Source organism: Streptomyces sp. NPDC050433, from assembly GCF_044458565.1.
In the GTDB taxonomy this organism is placed as follows: domain Bacteria; phylum Actinomycetota; class Actinomycetes; order Streptomycetales; family Streptomycetaceae; genus Streptomyces.
The window spans coordinates 1-22,317 of record NZ_JBITIB010000058.1; the positions used below are offsets into that span (position 1 = coordinate 1).

General features: G+C 69.5%; 24 protein-coding genes. 7 read left to right on the forward strand and 17 right to left on the reverse strand.

What is annotated here, in order from left to right; genetic code table 11:
• Positions 1-455 precede the first annotated feature (455 nt).
• Positions 456-1,973 carry an MFS transporter gene (locus tag ACIBLA_RS36955; protein WP_399201096.1) on the reverse strand — a complete coding sequence of 506 codons (1,518 nt, stop codon included), beginning with the start codon at positions 1,971-1,973 and terminating at the stop codon, positions 456-458.
• Positions 1,974-2,035: 62 nt separating this feature from the next.
• Here ACIBLA_RS36955 and ACIBLA_RS36960 point away from each other — a divergent pair, with 62 nt between their 5' ends.
• The gene (locus ACIBLA_RS36960) at positions 2,036-3,001 is read left to right on the forward strand and encodes a helix-turn-helix transcriptional regulator (protein ID WP_399201097.1); all 966 of its coding nucleotides are present in this window, start codon (positions 2,036-2,038) and stop codon (positions 2,999-3,001) included.
• Positions 3,002-3,058: 57 nt separating this feature from the next.
• Here ACIBLA_RS36960 and ACIBLA_RS36965 read toward each other — a convergent pair whose 3' ends face one another.
• The gene (locus ACIBLA_RS36965) at positions 3,059-4,054 is read right to left on the reverse strand and encodes a sigma-70 family RNA polymerase sigma factor (protein ID WP_363242178.1); all 996 of its coding nucleotides are present in this window, start codon (positions 4,052-4,054) and stop codon (positions 3,059-3,061) included.
• Positions 4,055-4,201: 147 nt separating this feature from the next.
• Here ACIBLA_RS36965 and ACIBLA_RS36970 point away from each other — a divergent pair, with 147 nt between their 5' ends.
• A complete protein-coding gene (locus tag ACIBLA_RS36970) occupies positions 4,202-4,729 on the forward strand; it encodes an N-acetyltransferase family protein (protein ID WP_363242179.1) in 528 nt (175 codons plus the stop codon).
• Between the two features lie 6 nt (positions 4,730-4,735).
• Here ACIBLA_RS36970 and ACIBLA_RS36975 read toward each other — a convergent pair whose 3' ends face one another.
• The 5 genes from ACIBLA_RS36975 to ACIBLA_RS36995 form a co-directional block, all read right to left on the reverse strand.
• Positions 4,736-6,238: a glycoside hydrolase family 3 N-terminal domain-containing protein gene (locus ACIBLA_RS36975; RefSeq protein WP_399201098.1), complete on the reverse strand. Its 1,503-nt coding sequence runs from the start codon at positions 6,236-6,238 to the stop codon at positions 4,736-4,738.
• Complete coding sequence (locus ACIBLA_RS36980) at positions 6,235-7,062, reverse strand: carbohydrate ABC transporter permease (RefSeq protein ID WP_363242181.1); 828 nt, start codon at positions 7,060-7,062, stop codon at positions 6,235-6,237. Before ACIBLA_RS36980 ends, ACIBLA_RS36975 begins: the two co-directional genes overlap by 4 nt.
• Complete coding sequence (locus ACIBLA_RS36985) at positions 7,059-8,006, reverse strand: sugar ABC transporter permease (protein WP_363242228.1); 948 nt, start codon at positions 8,004-8,006, stop codon at positions 7,059-7,061. The genes ACIBLA_RS36980 and ACIBLA_RS36985 overlap by 4 nt, the downstream gene beginning before the upstream one ends.
• Before the next feature lie 55 nt (positions 8,007-8,061).
• Positions 8,062-9,351, reverse strand: a complete 1,290-nt coding sequence (locus ACIBLA_RS36990; protein ID WP_363242182.1) for a sugar ABC transporter substrate-binding protein — start codon at positions 9,349-9,351, stop codon at positions 8,062-8,064.
• Between the two features lie 149 nt (positions 9,352-9,500).
• Entirely contained in the window at positions 9,501-10,283 is a 783-nt protein-coding gene (locus ACIBLA_RS36995; protein WP_399201099.1) for a dioxygenase, read from the reverse strand.
• Between the two features lie 127 nt (positions 10,284-10,410).
• On the opposite strand from ACIBLA_RS36995, the gene ACIBLA_RS37000 reads away from it, so the two are divergent.
• Positions 10,411-10,908 (forward strand): MarR family transcriptional regulator, encoded by a 498-nt coding sequence (locus ACIBLA_RS37000; RefSeq protein WP_363242184.1) that lies wholly within the window; start codon positions 10,411-10,413, stop codon positions 10,906-10,908.
• Positions 10,909-10,992: 84 nt separating this feature from the next.
• On the opposite strand, the gene ACIBLA_RS37005 is transcribed toward ACIBLA_RS37000, so the two are convergent.
• Positions 10,993-12,540: an MFS transporter gene (locus ACIBLA_RS37005; RefSeq protein ID WP_399201100.1), complete on the reverse strand. Its 1,548-nt coding sequence runs from the start codon at positions 12,538-12,540 to the stop codon at positions 10,993-10,995.
• Between the two features lie 178 nt (positions 12,541-12,718).
• The gene (locus tag ACIBLA_RS37010) at positions 12,719-13,378 is read right to left on the reverse strand and encodes a helix-turn-helix domain-containing protein (RefSeq protein WP_363242186.1); all 660 of its coding nucleotides are present in this window, start codon (positions 13,376-13,378) and stop codon (positions 12,719-12,721) included.
• Positions 13,379-13,624: 246 nt separating this feature from the next.
• Between ACIBLA_RS37010 and ACIBLA_RS37015 the strand changes: the two genes are divergently transcribed.
• Positions 13,625-14,926: a M6 family metalloprotease domain-containing protein gene (locus tag ACIBLA_RS37015; RefSeq protein ID WP_363242187.1), complete on the forward strand. Its 1,302-nt coding sequence runs from the start codon at positions 13,625-13,627 to the stop codon at positions 14,924-14,926.
• Here ACIBLA_RS37015 and ACIBLA_RS37020 read toward each other — a convergent pair.
• Complete coding sequence (locus ACIBLA_RS37020; protein WP_399201101.1) at positions 14,913-15,923, reverse strand: AMP-binding protein; 1,011 nt, start codon at positions 15,921-15,923, stop codon at positions 14,913-14,915. The genes ACIBLA_RS37015 and ACIBLA_RS37020 overlap by 14 nt on opposite strands.
• A 58-nt stretch (positions 15,924-15,981) precedes the next feature.
• Between ACIBLA_RS37020 and ACIBLA_RS37025 the strand changes: the two genes are divergently transcribed.
• On the forward strand, positions 15,982-16,593 hold the full coding sequence (locus ACIBLA_RS37025) for a phosphoribosylanthranilate isomerase (protein WP_399201102.1): 612 nt from the start codon (positions 15,982-15,984) through the stop codon (positions 16,591-16,593).
• A 58-nt stretch (positions 16,594-16,651) separates the two neighbouring features.
• Here the strand turns inward: ACIBLA_RS37025 and ACIBLA_RS37030 are convergent, their stop codons facing one another.
• From ACIBLA_RS37030 to ACIBLA_RS37060, 7 genes are all read right to left on the reverse strand, one after another.
• Positions 16,652-17,092, reverse strand: a complete 441-nt coding sequence (locus tag ACIBLA_RS37030; protein WP_399201103.1) for an NUDIX domain-containing protein — start codon at positions 17,090-17,092, stop codon at positions 16,652-16,654.
• Between the two features lie 165 nt (positions 17,093-17,257).
• Positions 17,258-17,725, reverse strand: a complete 468-nt coding sequence (locus ACIBLA_RS37035; protein WP_363242191.1) for a hypothetical protein — start codon at positions 17,723-17,725, stop codon at positions 17,258-17,260.
• 87 nt (positions 17,726-17,812) lie between these two features.
• Positions 17,813-17,953, reverse strand: a complete 141-nt coding sequence (locus tag ACIBLA_RS37040) for a hypothetical protein (protein ID WP_363242192.1) — start codon at positions 17,951-17,953, stop codon at positions 17,813-17,815.
• On the reverse strand, positions 17,950-18,102 hold the full coding sequence (locus ACIBLA_RS37045) for a hypothetical protein (RefSeq protein WP_363242193.1): 153 nt from the start codon (positions 18,100-18,102) through the stop codon (positions 17,950-17,952). The genes ACIBLA_RS37040 and ACIBLA_RS37045 overlap by 4 nt, the downstream gene beginning before the upstream one ends.
• The gene (locus tag ACIBLA_RS37050) at positions 18,102-18,491 is read right to left on the reverse strand and encodes an ATP-binding protein (protein ID WP_363242194.1); all 390 of its coding nucleotides are present in this window, start codon (positions 18,489-18,491) and stop codon (positions 18,102-18,104) included. The genes ACIBLA_RS37045 and ACIBLA_RS37050 overlap by 1 nt, the downstream gene beginning before the upstream one ends.
• 299 nt (positions 18,492-18,790) lie before the next feature.
• Complete coding sequence (locus ACIBLA_RS37055) at positions 18,791-19,996, reverse strand: helix-turn-helix transcriptional regulator (RefSeq protein ID WP_363242195.1); 1,206 nt, start codon at positions 19,994-19,996, stop codon at positions 18,791-18,793.
• A gap of 203 nt (positions 19,997-20,199) precedes the next feature.
• Positions 20,200-20,742, reverse strand: coding sequence for an NUDIX domain-containing protein (locus ACIBLA_RS37060; RefSeq protein WP_363242196.1), 543 nt, complete (start codon positions 20,740-20,742; stop codon positions 20,200-20,202).
• Between ACIBLA_RS37060 and ACIBLA_RS37065 the strand changes: the two genes are divergently transcribed.
• Together ACIBLA_RS37065 and ACIBLA_RS37070 are read left to right on the forward strand one after the other, a co-directional pair.
• Positions 20,725-21,162, forward strand: a complete 438-nt coding sequence (locus tag ACIBLA_RS37065; RefSeq protein WP_363242230.1) for a hypothetical protein — start codon at positions 20,725-20,727, stop codon at positions 21,160-21,162. The two genes, ACIBLA_RS37060 and ACIBLA_RS37065, sit on opposite strands and share 18 nt — an antisense overlap.
• 100 nt (positions 21,163-21,262) lie before the next feature.
• Complete coding sequence (locus tag ACIBLA_RS37070; RefSeq protein ID WP_363242197.1) at positions 21,263-21,976, forward strand: DUF998 domain-containing protein; 714 nt, start codon at positions 21,263-21,265, stop codon at positions 21,974-21,976.
• Positions 21,977-22,317: the final 341 nt, after the last annotated feature.

Consider the following 22,317-nt stretch of genomic DNA (forward strand, 5'->3'; position numbering starts at 1 on the left):
GTATGTCCGGACGGCATGATTTACGGCGCGTGCAGGGTTCGTTGGATCCGCTGAGGCCTTCTTGTTCACGCGCCACAAATCAGCCTGAGTGTCCGAACACACCCCTCCTACGACCCCGCCCCCCTCACACCGCCACGTGACGCTGTTCACACCCGGCGGATGACCGGCCCCGCTTCGCCCGAAGGGTCACCCCGCCCCGAAACTCGGCCGCATGGCCACGACACCCGTCCCGGTCGGGTGGGTGGGCGGGCCGGTGGCGTACCGCGGGCACCCCGCCCCCGAACCCGGCCGCGCGGAGGAAGGGGGACGCTCAGGCTGATGTGTGGCGCGTGGGAATGCCGGTCCCCTCGGGGCCAACGAGCCCTGCACGCGCCGTAAATCATGCCGTCCGGGCATGACCCCGGAGCGGCACCCGGCAACCACCGCAACCCACCCAGCGCGCCGCACGCGCACGGTCAGCCGACCAGGACCTTCTCCGGGTCCGGTGCCTGGGCCTCCGCAGGGGCGACCGCGCGGTGCTTCGGGAGCGCGAACATCAGCAGGAAGATGCCCAGCAGCACCACCCCCACCCACCCCAGCGCGTTCTGGAACCCGTCCGTGAACGCCGCCGTCACCGCGGCCGGTGTCGTCGACGGGCGGTCGTCGACCACGCCGAAGAAGACCACCGACACCAGCCCGAGACCCAGCGCGTTGCCCATCTGCTGCACCGTGTTGATCAGGCCCGACGCCGAACCCGAGTGCTCGCGCGGCACGTCCGACAGCACCGCGTCCGTCAGGGGCGCCACGATCAGCCCCATCCCCAGGCCCATCACGACCAGCGGCGGCACCATCTGCCAGGTGCTGATGTCCGCCCCGTACCGCCCGGCCTCCCAGAGGTAGAGCAGCACGCCCGCCGCCATCGTCAGCGCGCCGGCCTGCAGGACCTTGCGGCCGAAGCGCGGGACCAGCTTCTGTACGGAGAGCCCCGCGGCGGTCGACACGGCGAGCGAGAACGGCAGCCCGGTCAGGCCCGCGTGCAGCGGGCTCCAGCCCAGCCCGATCTGCATGTACAGCGTCCAGACCAGGAAGAAGATGCCGAGGCTGATCCCGAAGGTGAGCTGGACGGCGATGCCCGCGGCGAAGCTCTTGACCTTGAACAGGGACAGTTCCACCAGCGGCGACCCGTCCTTGCGGGTCTTCACCCTCTCGTACGCCACGAACGCCACGAACACCAGCGCGCTGCCGGCCATGCACAGGTGCCCCCAGAGCGGCCAGCCCAGCTCGCGGCCCCGGGTCAGCGGGTAGATCAGCATCAGCAGCGCACCGGTCACCAGGACGACGCCGATCACGTCCAGCCGCAGGGCCTTCGGGGCCTTGGACTCGGTGATGAACTTGCGGCCCAGGAGCACACCGGCGATGCCGACGGGCAGGTTGATCAGGAAGATCGGGCGCCATTCGAGGCCGAAGAGGTTCCACTGGGTGAGCAGCGCGCCGAGCAGTGGTCCCGAAACGGCGCCGAGGCCGACGATCGCGCCGAACATGCCGAAGACCTTGCCGCGTTCGTGCGCCGGGAAGGTGACGTGGATGATCGCGAGCACCTGAGGCACCATCAGCGCGGCCATCGCGCCCTGGAGAAGGCGGGACGCGACGAGCATGTCGGGGTTCACCGCGAAGCCGCAGAGCGCGGAGGCGAGGGTGAAGCCGGTGATGCCCAGGAGGAAGAGGCGCTTGCGGCCGTAGATGTCGCCGAGCCTGCCGCCCGTGATCAGTCCGGCTGCGAAAGCCAGCGCGTATCCGGCGGTGATCCACTGGATGGAGCCGAAGGTCGCCGACAGGTCCCGCTCGATGCTGGGGATCGCGATGTTGACGATGGTGACGTCGACCAGGTCCATGAAGGCGGCGGTCATGACCACGGCCAGCGCGAGCCAGCGCCGGCGGTCGGCGGGCCCCGAAGGGGCGAGGGTTGTCTGAGGTACGGCGACTGGAGAACTCATGCGAGGAAGCTAGTCATCGTGTAGGCCAGATTATGTCCTAGATCGCTGGCACCCTGGCATGCATGACGGACACTCCGGCACGACTCCTGAAGCTGCTGTCACTTCTCCAGACCCCGCGCGAGTGGCCCGGCAGCGAGCTGGCCGAGCGTCTGGATGTCAGCGGGCGGACGATCCGCCGGGACATCGACCGGCTGCGCGATCTCGGCTATCCGGTCGAGGCCAGCAGAGGCGCGGTCGGCGGGTACCGGCTGGTCGCGGGCGCCGCCATGCCGCCGCTGCTGCTGGACGACGACGAGGCCGTGGCCATCGCGGTGGGGCTGCGGGCCGGTGCGGGGCATGCCATCGAGGGCGTCGAGGAGGCGTCCGTACGGGCGTTGGCGAAGCTGGAGCAGGTGCTGCCGTCGCGGCTGCGGCACCGGGTCACCACGCTCCAGGCCGCGACGGTGCCGCTGCTCATGCACGGGGACGCCGCGAGTGTGGACCCGCGGACGCTGACGGTCATCGCCGCCGCGATCACCGGTACGGAGCGGCTGCGGTTCGGCTACCGCGCCGGGGACGGCACGCAGACCAAGCGGCAGGTCGAGCCGTACCGCCTGGTGTCGACGGCCCGGCGCTGGTATCTCGTCGCGTACGACCTGGGGCGCACCGACTGGCGTACGTTCCGCCTCGACCGGGTCAGCGAGCCGTTCGCGACCGGGGCCCGCTTCGCGGCGCGCGAGCTGCCGACGGGTGACGCGGCGAAGTTCCTGACCAGCTCGATGTCACGGGCGCAGCCGCGGGTGGAGCTGGACGTGAGCTTCGCGGCGCCCGCGGAGTTCGTGGTGGCGCGGCTGCCGGGCTCGCTCGGTGTGCCGGAGCCGACCGGTCCCGACAGCTGCCGGCTGCGGACCGAGGCGGCCGACTCGCTGGAGTGGCTGGCGCTCCGACTGGCGCTGGTGGACTGCGAGTTCACGGTCCGCCGGCCGACCGCACTGGTCGATCACATCCATGAGCTGGGGGGCCGGCTGACGCGTGCGGCGCGTACGTGAGGAGTCCCGGCACCGGGGGGGTTGGTACCGGGACTCCGTTCAGGGGGATCCCTCTTGTCACGCCGCGGCGTCGAAGCCCACGTCGTGCGCCATCTTCTTCAGTTCGAGAAGGGCGTGCTTCTCGATCTGCCTGATCCGCTCACGGGTCAGGCCGTGCTGCTTGCCCACCTCGGTGAGCGTCCGCTCCCGGCCGTCCTCGATGCCGTACCGCATCTTGATGATGGAGGCCGTGCGGTGGTCGAGCCTGCCGATCAGCTCTTCCAGCTCCTCGCTGCGCAGCAGCGTGAGGACGGACTGCTCGGGCGAGATCGCCGAGGTGTCCTCCAGCAGGTCGCCGAACTGGGTGTCGCCGTCGTCGTCCACCGACATGTTCAGACTGACCGGGTCACGGGCCCAGTCCAGGACGTCGGTGACACGCGCGGCGTTGGAGCCCAGCTCCGCGGCGACCTCGGCGGGCTCCGGGTCGCGCCCGTGCTCACGGTTGAACTCGCGCTGCACCCTGCGGATACGGCCGAGCTCCTCCACGAGGTGGACGGGCAGCCTGATCGTGCGCGACTGGTCCGCGATGGACCGCGTGATGGCCTGGCGGATCCACCAGGTCGCGTAGGTGGAGAACTTGAATCCCTTGGCATAGTCGAACTTCTCGACCGCGCGCACCAGGCCGGCGTTGCCTTCCTGGATGAGGTCGAGCAGGGGCAGTCCACTGCGCGGGTAGCGCCGGGCCACGGCGACGACGAGTCGGAGGTTGGAGCGTATGAAGATGTCCTTCGCGCGCTCACCGGCGGCGACGAGGGCTTCCAGCTCCTCGCGCTGGGCGCCGGCGCCCTCGCTCTCCACGCCTCCGTCGAGAATCTGCTGCGCGTACACACCCGCTTCGATGGTCTGCGACAGCTCGACCTCCTTGGCGGCGTCGAGCAGGGGCGTCCGTGCGATCTCGTCGAGGTACATGCCGACCAGGTCGCGGTCGGCGATCTCGCCGCCTACGGCGCGAACACTGCTTGCCGCTTTCGAACCGCCGGTGGCGGTACGGCGGGCGACGGCACGGGTTGCCATGCGAGCTCCCTTACTGAGTCGGTCGCGACACCCTTCCGGGTGCCCTGCATCCGCCTGGAACAACGACTGGAATCCGGACAGAATTCCCAAGGCGCGCACCGGTTTTGTGATCATGCAGTACCCTGTCCCGGCACCGAGGAGGGACTAATGGCGCGAAGCTGGGCAGAAGTGCAGGTCAGAAGCGGGACCGAGGACGACTTGGCGGCCCTCACGGATATTTACAACCACTACATCCTTGAGACCCCCATCACATTCGACACCGCCACCTTCACTCCCGAGCAGCGCCGTCCCTGGCTGCGCTCCTACCGGGAAGACGGCCCGCACCGCCTAAAGGTTGCTCAGGATGTCCGTTCTGACCTCATTCTCGGTTACGCGACCAGCAGCCCGTTCCGACCGAAGCCGGCGTACTCCACATCCGTGGAGGTCACGGTGTACTGCGTGCCCGAGGCGGCGGGCCGGGGAATCGGCACTCTTCTTTACGAGGAGCTGTTCAAGGCCCTGGAGGGCGAGGACGTGCACCGCGCGTACGCGGGCATCGCCCAGCCGAATGCAGGCTCTGAGCGGCTGCACGAGCGCTTCGGCTTCCGGCACATCGGTACGTACGGCGAGGTCGGCCGCAAATTCGGCAGGTACTGGGACGTCGCCTGGTACGAGAAGAAGCTGAACGAGGCCTGAGGGCTGCTAGCTCCCGTGCGGGGTGCCGCCCAGCAGGCGTTCCACGGCCGCCAGCGCGTTGACGCGGGCCGATCCGTACGTCACCACCGTGTTGGCCGCCAGCGCGTCCACGGCGTGCGGCCAGCCGGTGAGGACGACGACCGCGTCCGGGCGGCGGGCGACGAGTTCGCGCAGCAGCGCGGTCTCCGCCGCGTCCCGGTGCGGTTCTCGGGCGATGACGACCACGGGGCGGCCGTCGGAGTCCCCGAGCGCGGTGTCCGCGCGGGCGGCGGTCGGGCCTTCGGGCGGTACGCCGGTGGCGGTCAGGCCGGGCATGGCCTCGGCGAGCAGCTGGTTCAGATGCGGCGCGCGGCTGCCGGAGGCGTGGTTGACGCGCTGTCGCAGGTCGATCACGTACGGCGGCGAGCTGAGCGCCACGTTCCCGCGTACCCGCAGTGCGGTACGCGCCACGGCGAGTGGCAGCGTGTCCTCCTTGGGAGGCGGCGGCGTGGCGCGGGCCCTACGGATCCACTCGGCCAGCTCGCGGGCCCGGCGGCCGGCGTCGATGAGCCGGTCCGTGGGCAGTACGCCGCGGGCCACCGCGTCGAGGAGCGCGTCGCGCGCGGCCCGGTACGCGCTCTCGGCGGCCTCCGCGCTCGACGGGTTCCCCAGGCACAGCAGGTCGGCGCCGCCGAGGACGGCCTGGACGCAGGCCGGGCCGAAGCCCGGTTCGGCGAGGACGGCGCCCATGTCGAGCGCGTCCGTGACGATGGCGCCGGTGAAGCCCAGCTCCTCCCTGGCCAGCCGGGCGGCCTCGGGGTTCAGTGAGGCCGGTGCCTCCCCGAAGGGGAGGGCCTTGATGTGCCCGGTCATCAGACAGCGGCTGCCCGCCTCGATCGCGGCGGTGAACGGCCGCAGGTCGCGCCGTCGCAGCAGGTCGAGATCGGCGTCCAGTTGGGGCACCCGCAGGTGTGAGTCGACCGCCGTGTCGCCGTGGCCGGGGAAGTGTTTGGCGCAGGCGGCGACACCCGCGGACTGGAGGCCGGTGACGTACGCGGCGGAGTGCCGTGCCACCAGGGCGGCGTCCGAGCCGAAGGCCCGGATGCCGATCACCGGGTTGTCCGGGTCGGCGTTGACGTCCACGTCGGGCGCGAGGTTCAGGCCGATGCCCGCCGCGCGCAGGTCGTGGCCGATGGCGCGGGCGACGCGTTCGGTGACGTCGGTGTCGTCGACCTCGCCCAGGGCGCCGTTGCCGGGGTACGAGGAGCCGGTCGCGGCCTCCAGGCGGGTGACGTCGCCGCCCTCCTCGTCGCTGGCGACGATCAGGTCGGCGCGGCGGGCGTGCAGGGTGGCCGAGAGCGCGGCGGCCGTCTTCGGGTCGGGCACGTTGTGCGCGAAGTACACGACGCCCGCGAGCCCGGCGTCGACGGCGTCGAGCAGCCACGCGGGCGGCTCGGTGCCGTGGAAGCCGGGCAGCAGGACGGAGTTGACCAGCCGCAGCGGTTCGTCGGCGGACCCCTGGGGGCTCATCCCTTCACCGCGCCGGCCGCCAGTCCGGAGGCCAGCCGCCGCTGGACGATGATGAAGAAGATCAGCACCGGCAGGGTGATGAGGGTGGAGCCGGCCATGACCGGGCCCCAGGACGTGGAGTTCTCGCCGAAGAACTGGAACAGGCCCACGGCCGCCGTGTACTTGGAGCCGTCCTTCATGAAGGTGTACGCGAAGACGAACTCGTTCCACGCGGTGATGAACGCGAACACGCTGGTGGCGACGAGCCCCGGCGCGACCAGCGGCAGCAGGACGGACCAGAACATCCGCGGCCACGAGCAGCCGTCCAGATAGGCGGCCTCCTCGACCTCCTTGGGCACCGTCGCGACGAAGCCGCGCAGCGTCCAGATCGCGAAGGGCAGCGACAGCGCGATGTAAACGACGGTCAGTCCGATGAGGCTGTTGAGCATTTCGTAGTCCCGCATCTGGAGGAAGAGCGGGATGACGAGCGCCTCCAGCGGCACCATCTGCACGATCAGCACCATGATCAGCACCGAGGTGCGGAACCGGAACCGGAAGCGCGCGACGGCCACGGCGGCGAACAGCGCCAGCAGTCCGGAGACCAGGATCGTGCCGAGGCCGACGATCATCGAATTGGTGAGGAACTGACCGAAGTTGCCCCGGTCGAAGATATAGCTGAAGTGCTCGCCGCTGATCCCGCTGGGCAGGACGTCGGCGCCTCGGGTGATCGCGTTCGGGTCGAGCGCGGTGCTGACCATCCAGTACACCGGGAACAGCGTGAAGACCAGCAGCGCGAACACCGCGGCAGCGAGCCCGATCCGCCCGGCGGTCGTTGTGCGGGTCACAGCTCGTCACTCTCCTTGAAGAGGGTTCGGATGTAGACGATCGTGATCAGCAGCAGGAGCAGGGTGAGGAGTACGGCGGTGGCCGCTCCCGCGCCGTAGTCGTTCAGGGCGAACGCCTGCTGGTAGGACCACACGCCCAGGTTGAGGACCTCTTCGTTGCTGCCCGCGCCGCCCGGCATCAGATAGATCTGGGTGAAGACCTTGAAGTCCCAGATGGTCGACAGGATGGTGACGACCAGGAAGATCGGCTTGATGGTGGGCACGGTGATCTTCCAGAACCGCTGCCAGGCGTTGGCACCGTCGATCATCCCGGCCTCGTACAGCTCCCTGGGGATGGTCAGCAGCCCCGCGAGCACGGTGATGGCGACGAACGGGAAGCCGTGGTGCACCACGTTGAGGGTGGCGATGGCGTAGAAGGACAGCCGCTCGGTGAACCAGTTCGTGGTCTCGGGGTCGATGAGCCCGAGCGAGCCGGCGAGCTGGCTCATCATTCCGTCGCCCGCCGAGAACAGCCACACCCAGACGTAGGTGCCGGTGACGGCGGGCATCGCCCAGGCCGCCATGATCGCGGTGGAGCAGATGACCCGCCAGGTGGTGCCGAGCCGCTGGAGCAGCAGGGCGGCGAGGGTGCCGAGCGCGACGGTCAGGGCCACGCAGGCGACCGCGAAGAACGCGGTGTTGGGCAGGACGGTGCGCCACAGGGCGCTGTCGCCGAGCAGGTCCTTGTAGTGGTCGAGGCCGGTGAAGACGCCGACGCCGCCGCCGAACTTCACCTCGTAGTCCTGGACGGACAGGATGCCGACCTTGACCAGCGGCCACAGCAGCAGCCCCGCCAGCACCACGAGCGACGGCAGGAGCAGCAGCCAGGGGCGGGTGGTGCGGCCGAGCTGCTTGCGGCGCAGCGTCGGGCTCGTACGCGGGCCGCGTGGCCGCGACGACTTCACAGGGGAGGTCGTCGCGGCCACGCCGTCGTCGTGCGCCGAGTCTTCGATGACTGACTCAGGAGGCAAAGATCTTGTCCATCTCCTCGGCGGCCTGGTCCGCGGCCTCCTGCACGGTCTGCTTGCCGGTGAGGATGGACTGCACCATCTTCGTGACGACCTGCGTGGCCTGGATCTGGCCGTACGCGGGGGTCTTGGGCACGGTCGCGCCCGCCTCGGTCATCTGCTTGGCGAACGGCGCGACGAGCGGGTCGTTCTTCGCCTGGACCTCCTTGAGGAGGGAGTTCTGACCGGGGAAGTAGTTCGTCTGCTCGGCCCACTTGGTGGCGAACTCGCCGGTGGTGACCATCTTGACGTACTCCCAGGCCAGGTCCTGGTTCTCGCCCTTGAAGGTGGAGAGGTACGAGCCGCCCAGGAAGGACTTGCTCATGCCGCCGGTCTCACCGGGGATGGGCGCCGCCGCGAGCTTGCCCTCCAGGTCGGGGGCCGCCTGGACGAAGGCCTTGGGCGTCCAGTTGCCGGAGAGGGACATGGCGATCTTCCCCTTCTGGAAGTCGGTCGCCACCTCCTTCTCGGTCCAGGTGGTGACCTTCGCCGGGGACAGCTTGTCCTTCTTGGCGAGGTCGGTGTAGTACGTGATGCCCTTGACCGACTCCGGGGAGTTGATGCCGGACTTCCACTTGCCGCCCTCCTCGACGGCCAGTTCACCGCCGGCGCCCCAGACGAACGGGGTCGCGAACATCTCCGCGCCGCCCGCGACCGGGAAGGGGATCATGCCCGGCTCCTTCTCCTTCAGGACCAGCGCGGTGTCGCGCAGTTCCTTCCAGGTGGTCGGGGCCTTGAGGTTGTGCTTCTCGAAGATGTCCTTGCGGTAGAGGAGGCCGCGGACACCGGCGTACCAGGGCATGCCGTACTGCTTGCCGTCCAGCGTGCCCGCGTCGGCCAGTCCCTCGACCAGGTCGTCGTTGAGCCCGGAGTCCTTCACCTTGTCGGTCACGTCGACGAGGCCGCCGGTCTCGGCGAACTGCGGGATCCAGGTGGTGCCGACCTCGGCGACGTCGGGGACCTGGCTCGGTCCGCCCTCGATCGCGGTGGTGAACTTCTTCTGCGCGGTGGCCCACTGCTGGTACTCGACCTTGACCGTGGCGCCCGTCTTCTTCTTGAAGGCCGCCGCGACCTCGTTGAAGAAGGGCTTGGGGTCCGGGTTGGTCCCCTCCATGATCCATACGGTCAGGGTCTTGCCCTTGCCCGACGTTTCGCCGCCGTCCCCGCCCGAGTCCCCACTGCCACAGGCAGAGAGCCCGAGCGCCATGGTGACGACAAAGGCACCGATGACATGTTTCCGCATGGCCGCTCCCTCACAGGATGTCTAGACCACAGGAACGTACGGAGGCCGGATTGCCCGGTCAAGTGCCCTAGGCCAGGGGATGTCGAACCGTTGCCTATCTGAACCCGTCTGCCATTGGGCAGACCACTGGCGGCGTACGCCGGGGCAGGTCAGCCGAACTGCACCGACCGCTTGGCCAGTCCCATCCAGAAACCGTCGATCACGTTGCGTACGGTGTCCAGTTCGCCCTCGGCGGCGCCGAGCGTGACGAAAAGTGGCGCGAAGTGCTCGGTACGCGGATGGGCGAGCGGCCCGGCCGGGGACTTGTGGGCGAAGTCGAGCAGCGCGTCGACGTCCCGCGCGAGCAGTGCCTCCCGGCCCCAGGCGTCGAACTCGGCGGACCAGCCCGGCACTCCGGGGCCGACGTGCCGCAGCGCGGCCAGGTTGTGCGTGAAGAAGCCGCTGCCGACGACGAGGACTCCCTCGTCCCGCAGCGGGGCCAACTTGCGGCCGATCTCGAGGAGTTGGCGCGGGTCGAGGGTCGGCATGGAGATCTGGAGGACGGGGATGCCGGCGTCGGGGAACATCTCGACGAGCGGCACGTACGCCCCGTGGTCGAGCCCGCGGTCGGGGACGCGCTGCACCGGGGTGCCGGGGCCGCGCAGCAGCTTCTCGACGGAGTCGGCGAGGGCGGGGGCGCCGGGGGCGGCGTACCGCACCTGGTAGTAGTGCTCGGGGAAGCCCCAGAAGTCGTACACGAGCGGCCGGGTCTCGGTGGCACCGAGGGCGAGCGGTGCCTCCTCCCAGTGGGCTGAGACGATCAGGATCGACCGGGGGCGCGGCAGGTCGGCGGACCACGTGGCGAGCTGTCCCGGCCAGAGCGGGTCGTCGGCGAGGGGCGGGGCGCCGTGGGAGAGGTAGAGGGCGGGCATACGCTCCGCGGTGCTGTTCATGGCACGGGACCCCCTTGAGGTGTTCGATCGATGCGTTCGATCGATATACTTGAACCTTAAAGCACTTACCGGTGCCGACCTTACGCGGATCTAGTTTAACTTTCAAGGAGCGCTTACAGTGGGGAGCATGGAGAGCGACGGGCAACCACGCTGGCTCAGCGCCGAGGAGCAGGGCGTCTGGCAGGCGTACCTCCAGGCCAGCACGTTGCTGGAGGATCATCTCGACCGCCAGTTGCAGCGCGACGCGGGGATGCCGCACATCTACTACGCGCTGCTCGTCCACCTGGCCCGTGCCCCGCACCGCCGGCTGCGGATGACCCAGCTGGCCAAGAACGCCAAGATCACCCGGTCCCGGCTGTCGCACGCGATAGCCCGGCTGGAGAAGAGCGGCTGGGTGCGCCGCGAGGACTGCCCCTCCGACAAGCGCGGACAGAACGCGATCCTGACGGACGAGGGCGAAGAGATGCTGAGGCGGTCGGCGCCCGGCCATGTCGCCGCCGTACGGCAGGCGATCTTCGACCGGCTCGGCCCGGAGCAGGTGACCCAGCTCGGGGAGATCATGCGGGTGCTGGCGGAGGGGCTTCAGCCGGACGGCTCGGACGCGGATCTGCCCTGGCGCCGCTGACGCCCAACTGGCCCACGCAGAGGGCTGCCCCGGTGCCGCTGAGGAACAGCGGCACCGGGGCAGCGGCGTGACGGGAGGGGGCGCTCAGTGCATCGCCACCGGGATCGGGGCGTCCTCCGCCGAGGCATCGGCGCCCTCACCCCTGGCCACCTGGGTGCTCCCCGGACGGCCGGTGTTGATGAAGGTGAAGGCGATCGCCGAGGCGAGCACCAGGATGCCGACCGCCCACCAGATGGCGCTCGCGTAGCCGTGCACCATCGCCTGAAGCTCCAGGAGCTTCGGGTCGCTCGCGCCCGCCGCGTTGGCCGCGACGTACGCGGTAGTGGCGGAGGCGGCCACGGTGTTCAGCAGCGCCGTACCGATGGCGCCGCCGACCTGCTGCGAGGTGTTGACCATCGCCGAGGCGACGCCCGCGTCACGCGGCTCGATGCCGTGCGTCGCGAGGGACATGGCCGGCATGAAGGCCGTACCCATGCCGAGACCGAGCAGCAGCAGCGCCGGCAGGATCAGACCGGGGTACGAGGTGCCGACCTCCAGCTGCGTCAGCAGCAGCATGCCGGTCGCGCCGACCAGGAAGCCGGGGCCCATCAGCAGCCGCGGCGGCACGCGGGTCATCAGCCGGGCACCGATCTGGGTGGAGCCCGTGATCATGCCGACGATCATCGGCAGGAAGGCGAAGCCGGTGCTGACCGGCGTGTAGCCCTTCACGACCTGGAGGTAGTAGGTCAGGAAGAGGAACAGACCGAACATGCCGATGACGGCCAGGCCCAGCGAGAGGTAGACACCACCCCGGTTGCGCTCCATCAGCACACGCAGCGGCAGCAGCGGGGACTTCACCCGTGCCTCGACGGCGACGAACGTGGCCAGCAGGAGGGCCGAGGCGACGAACATGGCGATGGTCGTCGGGTCGGACCAGCCCTCGGACTCGGCGCGCGTGAAGCCGTACACCAGCGCCACCAGGCCGAGCGTGGACAGGAAGACACCGGGGATGTCGAGCGGGTTGCGGTTACGGCCGCCCGCGGGCTCCCGGATCACGAAGTAGGCGCCTGCGGCGGCCACGATCGCGAACGGGATGTTGACGAAGAAGGTCCAGCGCCAGTCCAGGTACTCGGTGAGGAATCCGCCGAGGATCAGACCGACCGCGCCACCGCCACCGGCGATCGCACCGAAGATGCCGAACGCCTTGGCGCGCTCCTTGGGATCGCCGAACGTCACGGCGAGCAGGGAGAGCGCGGCGGGCGCGAGCAGGGCGCCGAACGCGCCCTGGAGGGCACGGGAGCCGAGCAGCATCGCCTCGCTGGTCGCGGCGCCGCCGACGGCGGACGCGGCGGCGAAGCCGAGCAGGCCGACGGTGAAGGTGCGCTTACGTCCCCACAGGTCGGCGATGCGTCCGCCGAACAGCAGCAGACCGCCGAAGGCGAGCGCGTACGCCGTGATGACCCACTGGCGGTTGCCGTCGGATATGCCCAGGTCCTGCTGGGCGGAGGGCAGCGCGATATTCACGATCGTCGCGTCGAGCACGACCATCAGCTGGGCCAGGGCGATGAAGACCAGGGCTTTCCAGCGCTGGGGATCGGGGCCCGAATCGGGGACCTTGGGGTCGGGGAGCCGGGTCTCGGCTGTTTTTGACATGGAGGTGGCCGCCTATGCGTACGAAGAGTTCATAACGGACGCGGGGACGCACGGGTCGGCCCTACGCGCGGGTTACGGGTGAGTGGTTCGGAAGAAGCCGGCCGGCCCGGTCATGGCCGGCGGCGGTTTACCGCGTGGTGAGTAGAAGTTCTTGGTCCGGGGGGCGCGTCACACGTCGTCATCGACCGTGCCGCAGGTCCTCCAGAGTCGCCGCCGCGCCTGGCAGCTCGGAGCGCGCGGGCGCCTCCAGGCCGTCGAGGAACAGCTGTAGATGCCGGTGCGTGAAGCGGTCGATGGTCAGACAGCCGGTACCGGGCAGCGGACGGGTGAGCTGGGAGAGAGCGACCATCAGATCACCGACCGCGACGTCGGTGCGCAGCCTGCCCGCCGCGCGCGCCGCCTCCATGAGGCCTTCCACGGCCGCTTCGAGGCGTTCGCGTTCCGCGTGCAGGTGCTTCAGGTGGGGGAGGTCGCCGTTGAAGCTGCCGGAGAGCAGCGGGCACACGGCGCCGATCCGCTCGTCGGCCGCCGCGTGGACGAAGCGGCTGAGCGCCACGAACGCGTCGGCCTCCTCGGCCGCGAGCCGCTCCGCCTTGTCGGCGGTGCGCGCCATCACGGTGTGCACCACCTCCAGGATGAGCGCGGCGCGGTCGGGGAAGTGGCGGTAGAGGGTCGCGTTGCCGACACCGGCGCGACGAGCGATCTCGTCGAGAGGTACGTCGGGGCCCGACTCCACGAGGATTTCGCGGGCCGCCGCGGCGATGCGCTCCCTGTTGCGCAGAGCGTCCGCGCGCGGACGCGGGATGCGACGCGTGGCGGATTCGGCGGCGGTGGTCACGTCGGGCCCTTCCCTCGGCTTCACAGAAGCGGGGACCGGGTCCCCGCTTTCCTTGACACGGGTGCAAACGGGGAAGTCGTCCCCGGTTATTTCACCGGACTCTGTGAGCTGGGTCACCAGCTTCTCGCCAACTCCGAAAACCCCACGATCGGCCGCACCCAGCGAGCGCCGACACGCCGACCGACGCAGGGTGATCGAACGGAGAGCAGTCAGCAGGACGACTGCCCCCTGACCCGGAGGCGGCCGATGAAGCACACCCGTCGGATACGCGGAACCGCAGGTCACGGCCGTGATGCCCGGCCCGGCCGGATCGGCGCGCTCGCCGCCGTCGCCGCTCTCGCCCTCGCCGCCCTCACCACCGCCAGCGCGACCCTCCCCCTACCGACGCGGGCCTCCGCCGGACCCGCCTCCACGGCGCACGACGCGACGCTCGGCCCGTGCCGTATCGCCGCCGCCGCCGGCGTCCAGATGTCCGAGGGCGTGCCCACCCCCGCGGGCTACTCCCGCTCCACCGGCCGGGTCCGCGCGCTCAATCTGATGGTCGACTTCTCGGACGCGCCGGGTCCCGGCAGCGCCGCCGACCGGCTCGGTGAGTTCTTCCCGCAGACGCAGGCGTGGTTCCGCACCAGCTCCTACGGGCGGCTGGACTACCGGCCCGAGGCCCCCCTCAAGGACTGGCTGCGGATGCCTCTGCCGTTCGCCGACTACGGGATAGAGCGCGGCGCCCCTTACGAACCGGGCTACCGGCGCCTCGTCCAGGACATCGTGAAGGCCGCCGACCCCGAAGTCGACTTCAGCGAGTACGACCTGGTCAACATCCTCGTCACCCCCAACGCCGGCCCCTCGGCGCTCGACACCGTCCTGTCCGTGACGTTCTCCGGCAACGGTGAGGCCCCCAAGGCCGACGGCGTCCCGCTCTCCAACACGTCCTTCGTCTACAGCAGACAGGACGACGGCTCGGGGTCGTACGGGCGCACCGGCTACCGCGTCCTGCCGCACGAGAACGGCCATGTCTTCGGCCTCCCCGACCTCTACACGATGGACGGCGGCGGCACCGTCGGGCACTGGGACATCATGTCCGAGGACTGGGGGGCCAACAACGACCTGCTGGGCTGGCACAAGTGGAAGCTCGGCTGGCTCGACAACGATCAGGTCAGCTGCGCGTCGGGCACCGGCGAGAGCGAGCACGACCTGACCCCGCTGGCCACCGAGGGCGGCCACAAACTCGCGTTCGTACCGCTGTCGGAGGAGTCCGGTTACGCGGTCGAGGTCCGCACCCGCGCGGGCAACGACGAGGCCGTCTGCAAGCCCGGCGTGCTGATCTACCGCGTCGAGTCGGACGTCGACACGGGGCGCGGCCCGGTGGCCGTCTCCGACAGCGAGGAACGCAGCGGCGGGTGCACGCGGCGCCCCAACGTGCACGCGGAGCTGTCGGACGCGCCGTACGGGCCCGGTGAGACCTTCCGGGACCGGGAGAGCGGCGTCAGCGTCGCCGTGCTGAAGAAGAGCGGGGACGGCGGCTACCGGGTCCGGATCAGCCGGTCCTGACCCAGCCGTCGGGGGTGAACGCCTCCGCCGTGGCCCGCTCGTCGCGCCAGTAGGCGTACGGCAGGGACTGGCCGCGCAGCCACAGCTCGCCGGTCTCCGGCGATACGCGTGACTCGGCGGTGGGTGTCGCGACGAACGGCGGCTCCGCCGGTCGGCCCACCTCCCCGTCCAGGACCAGCGCGCCGCCCGCCGCCATCGCGCCGTACACCTCGGCCTGCGCGGCGGGGCCGGAGAAAGGACACGTCAGCGTCCTGACGGGGGCCGCGCCCAGACCCGGCAGCTCACCGCGGTCGAGCGCGCCGGCGGCGGCACGGTAGCGGGCGTCCATCGCGGCGCCCGCCTGCGCGAGCTGGGTGGCGACGGCGCCCCGCAGGGGAGCCGCGGGTGAGGCGTAGACGATGGTGGCGTCGGACTCGGCCCGGATCTCGATGTCGGGCGGGGCCGCGTAACGGTCCGGGCCGGGCAGGTCCTCGTACCGCTCGGTGAGCGCCCCCTCTCCCGCCGCCCGCCCGCCACCGAAAACCACGACGCGCGCCCCCTCGCGCTCCGCCCACCCCGAGACACCCGGCAGCCGCTCGCCGTCCACGAGCAGCAGGCGGGGCGCGCAGTGGTCCAGCACCCCGACCAGCTCGTCCCCGGCCCACGCCGCGTCGAGCGGTACGGCCACCAGCCCGGCGAGCTGCGTGGCCCAGAACGCGGTCTGCCAGTCGGGGCGGTCGCCCATCACGACGGCGGCGCGGTCGCCCGGCCGCAGGCCGTAGGTGTCCACGAAGCGGTTGGCCAGGGTGGTCGCGGCGGCGAAGAAGTCACCGTACGTAAGGAGGCAGGCGCCGTCGCCGTCGCCGTCGAGGAGGAAGGGCCGGTCCCCGTACGCCCAGGTCGTCTCCACGAACTCCCGCAGCGTGCGCGGCCCGTCGGCGTAGATGAGTGAGCCGTTCTCGGCGCGTACGACCTCGAAGGGGGCTCCGGCGGCGGTCAGGGCGGCGGTGTCGGGCAACGTACGTCTCTCTTTCTTCGTACTCTCGGAGGCGAGTCCATCGAGCGAGGAGCCCCTGTTGCACCACTTGTACGTCAAGGTCTGCGGTCTGCGGAAGCCCGACGAGGTCGAGGCCGCCGTCGCCGGCGGGGCATCCGCCGTCGGGTTCATCCTCACCACCAGCCCCCGGCGGATCTCCCCCGCCGCGGCCCGCCCGCTGGCCGCGCTCGTGCCGCCCGGTGTCGCCAAGGTCGCGGTCTTCCGCGGGGAGCCGCTGGACGAGGTGCGCCGGGCGGCGGCCGAGGCGGGCGCGGACACGGTCCAGCTGCACGGCGGCGAGCCGCCCGAGGCGTTCGCCGCGCTGCGCGCCGACGGATTCCGCCTCGTCCGCGCCACCTCGCCGGAGTCGGGCGACCCGCTGACGGCCGGCGCGTACGGCGAGGACCTGCTCATCATCGACTCGCCCCGGCCGGGGTCCGGCGAGCGCTGGTCACCGGAGTCGCTGCCCGAACGGCCGACGGGGTCGTGGGTGCTGTCGGGCGGTCTCTCGCCGGACAACGTCGTGGACGCCGTGACGGCACTGCGGCCGTGGGGCGTCGACGTATCGAGCGGGGTGGAGAGCAGCAGGGGCGTGAAGGACGTGGGGCTGATCGAGAAGTTCCTGGCCGCCGCGCGCGGAATGTCTTCCTGAACGGCCCGCAGAGACCCGACGTCACCGAATCCGGGGGACTGGCCGTTCGCTCGGAGTGTTACCAGCCGTGCTCTGCCAGGGGGCCGGAGCCCTTCAGGTATCCGAGAAGTCCTTCCTTCGGGTACTCGATGATGTCCTCGGGCAGTTCGTGGACGCTGAACCACTGGAGTGCGAGGCACTTCGCGGGTTCTCTGTTGACGGGGTCCCCGGTCCAGTTGGTTGCTTCGAAGAAGAATCCGATGCGTTCGACGGTCTCGCTCTGTCTCTGATGCACGACGTGGACCAGCCGCAGGTGGGCGGGGTCGACCTGAACGCCGGTTTCCTCCAGCAGTTCGCGCGCGGCCCCTGCGCTGAGGGATTCCCCCTGATCGAGCTTGCCGGACGGCATGTGCCAGCGGCCGTGGCCGTACGGACCGCCGCGCTGCGAGAAGAGGAGTTTGTCGCCGTCGCGCAGGAAGACGTGTGTGTCGATGACGGGTTGTGCGGGGTGCGGATTCATGGGTCCTGGGGGGGTGCTTGGTGATGTTGGGGCGGCTGACGTTACCGACGGGTGGGGCATCGCGTCGGCGATTGAGGCCGCAGCCTCCGTTGGTACGCGGCCACCGGCCGCCGTCTCGATCCAGGCGGGGTGATCGGTCGTCAGAACGCCGGGCATGAAAGCTCCTCATCGTGCGTGCGGTTGGTGCGGGTGCGCTGTAGCCTCTCGCGTTTGGCCGGACGGAGAGGCCCTTCTCGACAGGGAGGAAAGCAGGCGTCGGGCTTCCGGCAAGTCGATGAGGCTCAGCGTCAGAGCGGCGTCGCTGTCGCAGCGGACGCAGTCGTGGTGGAAGTAGAGGTCGAGGAACCCGCCGCCGGTCGCTGCTTTGAAGGCGGCGCCGAGCCGGCGCATGAGCTGCTGGGCCTCCGGCCACTCCTCCAGGCTCCGCTCGACCTTCTGCGCGGGTGCGCCGAGGAGGCGCGCGAGGCGGTCAGCGGTGGTGAGGGTGATGTCGCCGAGCGCGATCTTGCCGTGCTCCGCAGTGAGTTCGGGTACGTCGAGACCGTGCTCGCGCAGCGCGGTACGCAGGGCGGCGACGGTCTCGTGGAGGGATGTTGTGTAGTGCGGATACGCGTCATCGGTGGATGTGCTCATCGAATCTCCGGGGAGTACGTGGGGTGAGATCGTGGCTGAAGGGCCTTGTTGGCTGTGGCGTGTCTGGGCGGGCGGCGGCACAGGGGCTCAGCCCCGTACCGCGATGGCGGCGGTCAGGACCAGAAGGAGTCCGGTCACACTGAGGTGGATGTAGAAGACATGGGCCAGTACGGGGTGTTCCCGGCGAATGGCTCCGAGCCTGGCGAAGGCACTCTTCACGGCGCTCAAGGCAGGTCGTCCGGCTCCGCCGGCTGCCGGCGGCGCAGGGACTCCAGCAGAAGTCGCAGCAGTTCGGTGTCCGTCTTCGGGACGTGCTCGGCGACGACGAAGCCGCGAGGAACGAGCACGAACGCCGGCCGGCCATCACGTTGGGCCATCAGACCATCACCGGCCCGACCGGAACCGTGCACCAGGTGCAAGTCCCCTTGCGTCCCCAGTCGCGAGCGAAGTACGTGACAAGTTGCATGCCCCGTCCGCCCTCGTCGTCCGGACCCGCCTCCCGCACCTCCGGAGCGCCGCACGAATGATCATCGACCTCGACCAGCACCTCACCGGCGCCGTCACAAGTGAGCTGGAACGAGACCGAGTTGGCCTTGCCGTGGACGATCGCGTTCGTCACGATCTCACTTACCAGCAACTGCACCGTCCCGACCACCTCCCGGTCCCTAACGCCGGCCTTCCCCAGCACAGCCGCCGTCACCCGACGCGCGCGCTCCACGTGCCTCGGATCGGCATCGAACGACATCGCCGCGTGCGCACTCCTCATCGGCTGTCTCCAAGTCGCCGTCTCGCCACCCGCCGGGATCGTGTCGGGACGAGCCGGTAAACGCCGGGAGAGGAAGGCAGCAGCGTGGAGTGCCAGAGGCGTAAGAGACATGGGAATTCCCTCCGGGAGCATGCTCCCTGGGCTGCGACGGGAGCGGCGCCGGCCGGTCTCAGGCGAAGTGAGGCCGACGCCGCATCATGCAGACCACGCTAAGTACTCACGCGATCACAATCCAGTGACGTAAGCCACCAGCCGCATCGCCAATTGCGCGTCAACTAGGACGTGTTGTCCTACCTGTCTCAGAGGGTGGGGTCCACGCCGAGGCGGCTTGCGAGGCCGCGCAGCGGGGTGTTGCGTCGGCGCTCGGCCTCCAACATCTCCCGCACAGTGGCCGACGCACCAGCCTGGAACCTGATCCATTCCGGTTGGTCACGCTCGACTTCCAGCAAGAGGTCCAGGGCGCCTTCGCTGTCGCCAGTCTGATAGCGGGCCTGTGCCACGTCCACCCGGTGCGCGGCAGAGTGCACAGGCCGCGTGATGCCCGCGAGGTCGACCCTGGCCGCAGCGGTGAGTGCTGCGGCCGGTCGGCTCTCCTCGCCCGCCAAGGACACGTTCACCTGCTGCGTCCGCACGTCCACGACCGAGAACGCCGAGCCGTACGCGCGGACGGGGCCGGACCTCGTGGCTGCGGACTCCGCCACGTTGAGGAGAAACTGTGCGTGCTCATGCTGATCGCTGCGTGCGGCGGGCGTCGCGGCGGCGATCAGCAGGTTTCCGTACACGGCGAGTTGAGCTGCCGAGGCGCGGCGGATGCTCGGTTCCAAGGCGTCCGCCTTGCGCTCCGCGACCTGTTGCGCCTGCTCCCATCGGCCCTGCCGCAGCAGCACCCAGGACAGGGTGGACACGGCCATGCCCTCCATCAGCGGGTCGCTGGCTTTCGCCGCGGCGGCGAGTTGCTTCTCCACAGCGGCGAACGCCCAGTCCGGATGGCCGGCCTGTGTCGCGAGGGACGCGGCGAGTTGATATGCGAGGGCGAGCTGGCGCCACACCCGTTCGGTGCCGGATTCGCGCGCGGTGGCGCGGCCGTCACGCAGGAGCAGCGGCAGCATGCCTGAGAGCTGGGAGTAGTCACCCGCCCAGTAGGTTGCGGTGGCGGCCTCCACGCTGCGCGTCCACGCGGCAGGGTCAGGCGGGTCCTCCAGGTCGTCGTCGGCCAGGACACCAGGCAGAACGCCCGGGTCCTGGATCGCGTCCCGCAGGGCGATGAGCCCGCCGTCGTCGGAGAGTTCCTGGGTCACGGTGGGCTGTCCTACCAGGCGCTCAAGTTGCACATCCAGGGCGCGCGCGAGCGAGCGCAGAGTGTTGATACGGGCGGACTGCCGTGCCCCCTGCTCCAGCTTCCGCACAGTGTCGACGGAGACGCCGGCCCGCCGGGCGAGCTCTTCCTGCGTGATGTCGCGGAACTCACGCAGATTGCGGATGCGGTCGCCGATAGAGACGTTCATGCCGGTACTCCCGCCGGAGAGTTGTCCGTCCACCGTACCGCTGCTCATAGTTGAAGACTCACGGCGCCGCCCAAACCGCTGGTGCGCGACAACGTGGCCGCTCCCTCTGGTAGGCACGGCCCTATTCTCACCAAAGGCCGACTGATAGCCGCGCGCGAGACGCCGGTGATTGTGTTCGAGCAGCGGCTGCGCGATGCGGTCGGTTAACCCTCGGTTCTGGTGGCCTCGTCCAGCAGGAGGTAAAGCAGCCCGACCAGGCTGCCGCTGCTGACGACTTCGCGACGGTCGATCATGCCGCGAACCTCCGAGAGCGGGATCCACTCGATGCGATCCGTCTCGTTCAGCTCCGTCGGCGGGCCCGTATAAGTGGCGGCGTCGGCGCGGAAGACATGATGCTCCGAGTCCGTGATGCCGTTCGCCGGCTGCGCGTACACAAGAGATTTCAGGGACTCCACCCGCCAGCCGGTCTCCTCCTCCACCTCCCGTGCCGCCGCCTCTTCGGGCGACTCATCTGCCTCGATCAAACCCATCGGCAGTTCCCAGCCCCACGTATCCGTGATGAACCGGTGGCGCCACATCATCAGCACCCGCCTCTGCTCATCCACTACGGCGGCAACGGCGAGATGCCGCATCCGGACCACATGGTGCTCCCACCGCCGACCGTCCGGCTGCTGGACATCCACGAGCCACAGGTTGACCCAAGGGTTGCTGTAAATCTGACGCTCGCCATGAACCGTCCATCGCATGAGCCGACTCCCTTTCGCCTTGGGCGCTCCAAGAATTTCACTTGGACGAGAAGCCGTCCGCCCATCGGCGACTTCAAGCCGACACCGGCATTGGGCACGGACCCGATCCTGCTCGGGCTTTTGGACGCTGCCATGGACGCGGATCACATCCTTGGCGCAACGCTGGTGGCGTCAGACGACGCTCAGCGTCACCCACTTGCTGACTGGGTACAGACCCGGGACACCGCGCACATGATCGCGTGGGCACTGAACGGCACCCCTCCGCCCGTCCTGGACAAGGCCGTTCAGGCCCTGTCGCTGACGGGCTTCGACCGCTCGTTGCTGACGGTGTACGTAACAGGTGGCTTACAGGGCTCTGCTCAGATCAACGTTTCACGCTGGCTTAAAGCCACTTGGCAAAAGTACGGCCCGCGACGGTGAGATGAGAGCCGAAGGACGGAGCGACGCCGGCTACGAACTGCGGTCCGATGCCTGCCGGAGGGTGGGGCCAGCCCTACCGAGTATCGGGTAGTCAACCGCAGTGACCGACGCGTCGGTCACTGCTTCGATGGCCTGCATGCTCACTAGTCCACGGCCGCATCAGCTCACCGCCCCCCGAATGGGGGCAATTTTCTGGATCGCTGGCGCGGCGATTTTCGCCCTGGGTAACATTGTTGCCCAGCTGGCTTGGAACACTCCGTACAGCTTGCGGGACAACAACATCAGCGACCTGGGTAATGTGCTCTGCCAGAATTCTGATGCTGTTGACAATCCCCCAGTCCGCTATATCTGTTCACCCCAGCACGGCCTGTTCAATACGTCGGCCATTGTGGCGGCGTTGCTCATCATCGCCGGGGCCTTCCTGACCTCCCGTTACTGGGGAAAAGGTGTCGCGTCGAAAGCAGCGCGGGGCTTGATCGTCGTCGGTGCCTGCGGGTATGCGCTGGCAGGACTCTGGCCCGCTGACGTCGACCTGGACATGCATGTCCTGGGTGCCCTGCTCATCATGGGCGGAGGAAATATTGGCCTGCTTGTTGCGGGTTTGGCCTTCCGTGGTGGTCCGCTCAAGCACCTTCAGGTGCCGACCTTACTCATTGGAGGCGTTGCGTTCGTTGCGGCATTCCTGCATTTCAGTGGCAATTATTTCGGCCTCGGTATGGGTGGAACTGAGCGCATCGCAATTTTCGCCCTGGAGGTGTGGATGGTGGTGGTGGCCGTCCATATCTTGCGTCAGGGGCGCAGAATCACCACGTGAGACGACCTCTTTGGTCTGAATCTCCAGTACCAGGCGTTCGGCCTACATCAAGGCCCATTCCAGCTCGTCGGAATTCACCGGCGACCACCTCCTGGCATTCCAGCATCCTTACTGCCGACTTGCTGGCCCCGCGGACGCTGCTGGAGACCGCTGCCAGCACGCCGACGGCGTGCTGGCAGAAGGCCGTCGTCGATAATGTCGGGCGCGCGCCCCCGGGGGGGGGGGGGGCGGGGGGGGGGGGCGGGGGGGGGGCCCGGGGGGGGGGGGGGGGGGCCCCCCCCCCGCCCGTACGCTCCGTTCGTACGGACTCGGCACCGTCGGGAAGGCGGCGGCCGTACCGC

Coding starts and splice junctions, on each gene's coding strand:
- ACIBLA_RS36955 (WP_399201096.1), bottom strand. CDS start 1,973: ATGAGTTCTCCAGTCGCCGTACCTCAGACAACCCTCGCCCCTTCGGGG.
- ACIBLA_RS36960 (WP_399201097.1), top strand. CDS start 2,036: ATGACGGACACTCCGGCACGACTCCTGAAGCTGCTGTCACTTCTCCAG.
- ACIBLA_RS36965 (WP_363242178.1), bottom strand. CDS start 4,054: ATGGCAACCCGTGCCGTCGCCCGCCGTACCGCCACCGGCGGTTCGAAA.
- ACIBLA_RS36970 (WP_363242179.1), top strand. CDS start 4,202: ATGGCGCGAAGCTGGGCAGAAGTGCAGGTCAGAAGCGGGACCGAGGAC.
- ACIBLA_RS36975 (WP_399201098.1), bottom strand. CDS start 6,238: ATGAGCCCCCAGGGGTCCGCCGACGAACCGCTGCGGCTGGTCAACTCC.
- ACIBLA_RS36990 (WP_363242182.1), bottom strand. CDS start 9,351: ATGCGGAAACATGTCATCGGTGCCTTTGTCGTCACCATGGCGCTCGGG.
- ACIBLA_RS36995 (WP_399201099.1), bottom strand. CDS start 10,283: ATGAACAGCACCGCGGAGCGTATGCCCGCCCTCTACCTCTCCCACGGC.
- ACIBLA_RS37000 (WP_363242184.1), top strand. CDS start 10,411: ATGGAGAGCGACGGGCAACCACGCTGGCTCAGCGCCGAGGAGCAGGGC.
- ACIBLA_RS37005 (WP_399201100.1), bottom strand. CDS start 12,540: ATGTCAAAAACAGCCGAGACCCGGCTCCCCGACCCCAAGGTCCCCGAT.
- ACIBLA_RS37015 (WP_363242187.1), top strand. CDS start 13,625: ATGAAGCACACCCGTCGGATACGCGGAACCGCAGGTCACGGCCGTGAT.
- ACIBLA_RS37030 (WP_399201103.1), bottom strand. CDS start 17,092: ATGAATCCGCACCCCGCACAACCCGTCATCGACACACACGTCTTCCTG.
- ACIBLA_RS37035 (WP_363242191.1), bottom strand. CDS start 17,725: ATGAGCACATCCACCGATGACGCGTATCCGCACTACACAACATCCCTC.
- ACIBLA_RS37045 (WP_363242193.1), bottom strand. CDS start 18,102: ATGGCCCAACGTGATGGCCGGCCGGCGTTCGTGCTCGTTCCTCGCGGC.
- ACIBLA_RS37050 (WP_363242194.1), bottom strand. CDS start 18,491: ATGAGGAGTGCGCACGCGGCGATGTCGTTCGATGCCGATCCGAGGCAC.
- ACIBLA_RS37055 (WP_363242195.1), bottom strand. CDS start 19,996: ATGAACGTCTCTATCGGCGACCGCATCCGCAATCTGCGTGAGTTCCGC.
- ACIBLA_RS37065 (WP_363242230.1), top strand. CDS start 20,725: ATGAACCGTCCATCGCATGAGCCGACTCCCTTTCGCCTTGGGCGCTCC.
- ACIBLA_RS37060 (WP_363242196.1), bottom strand. CDS start 20,742: ATGCGATGGACGGTTCATGGCGAGCGTCAGATTTACAGCAACCCTTGG.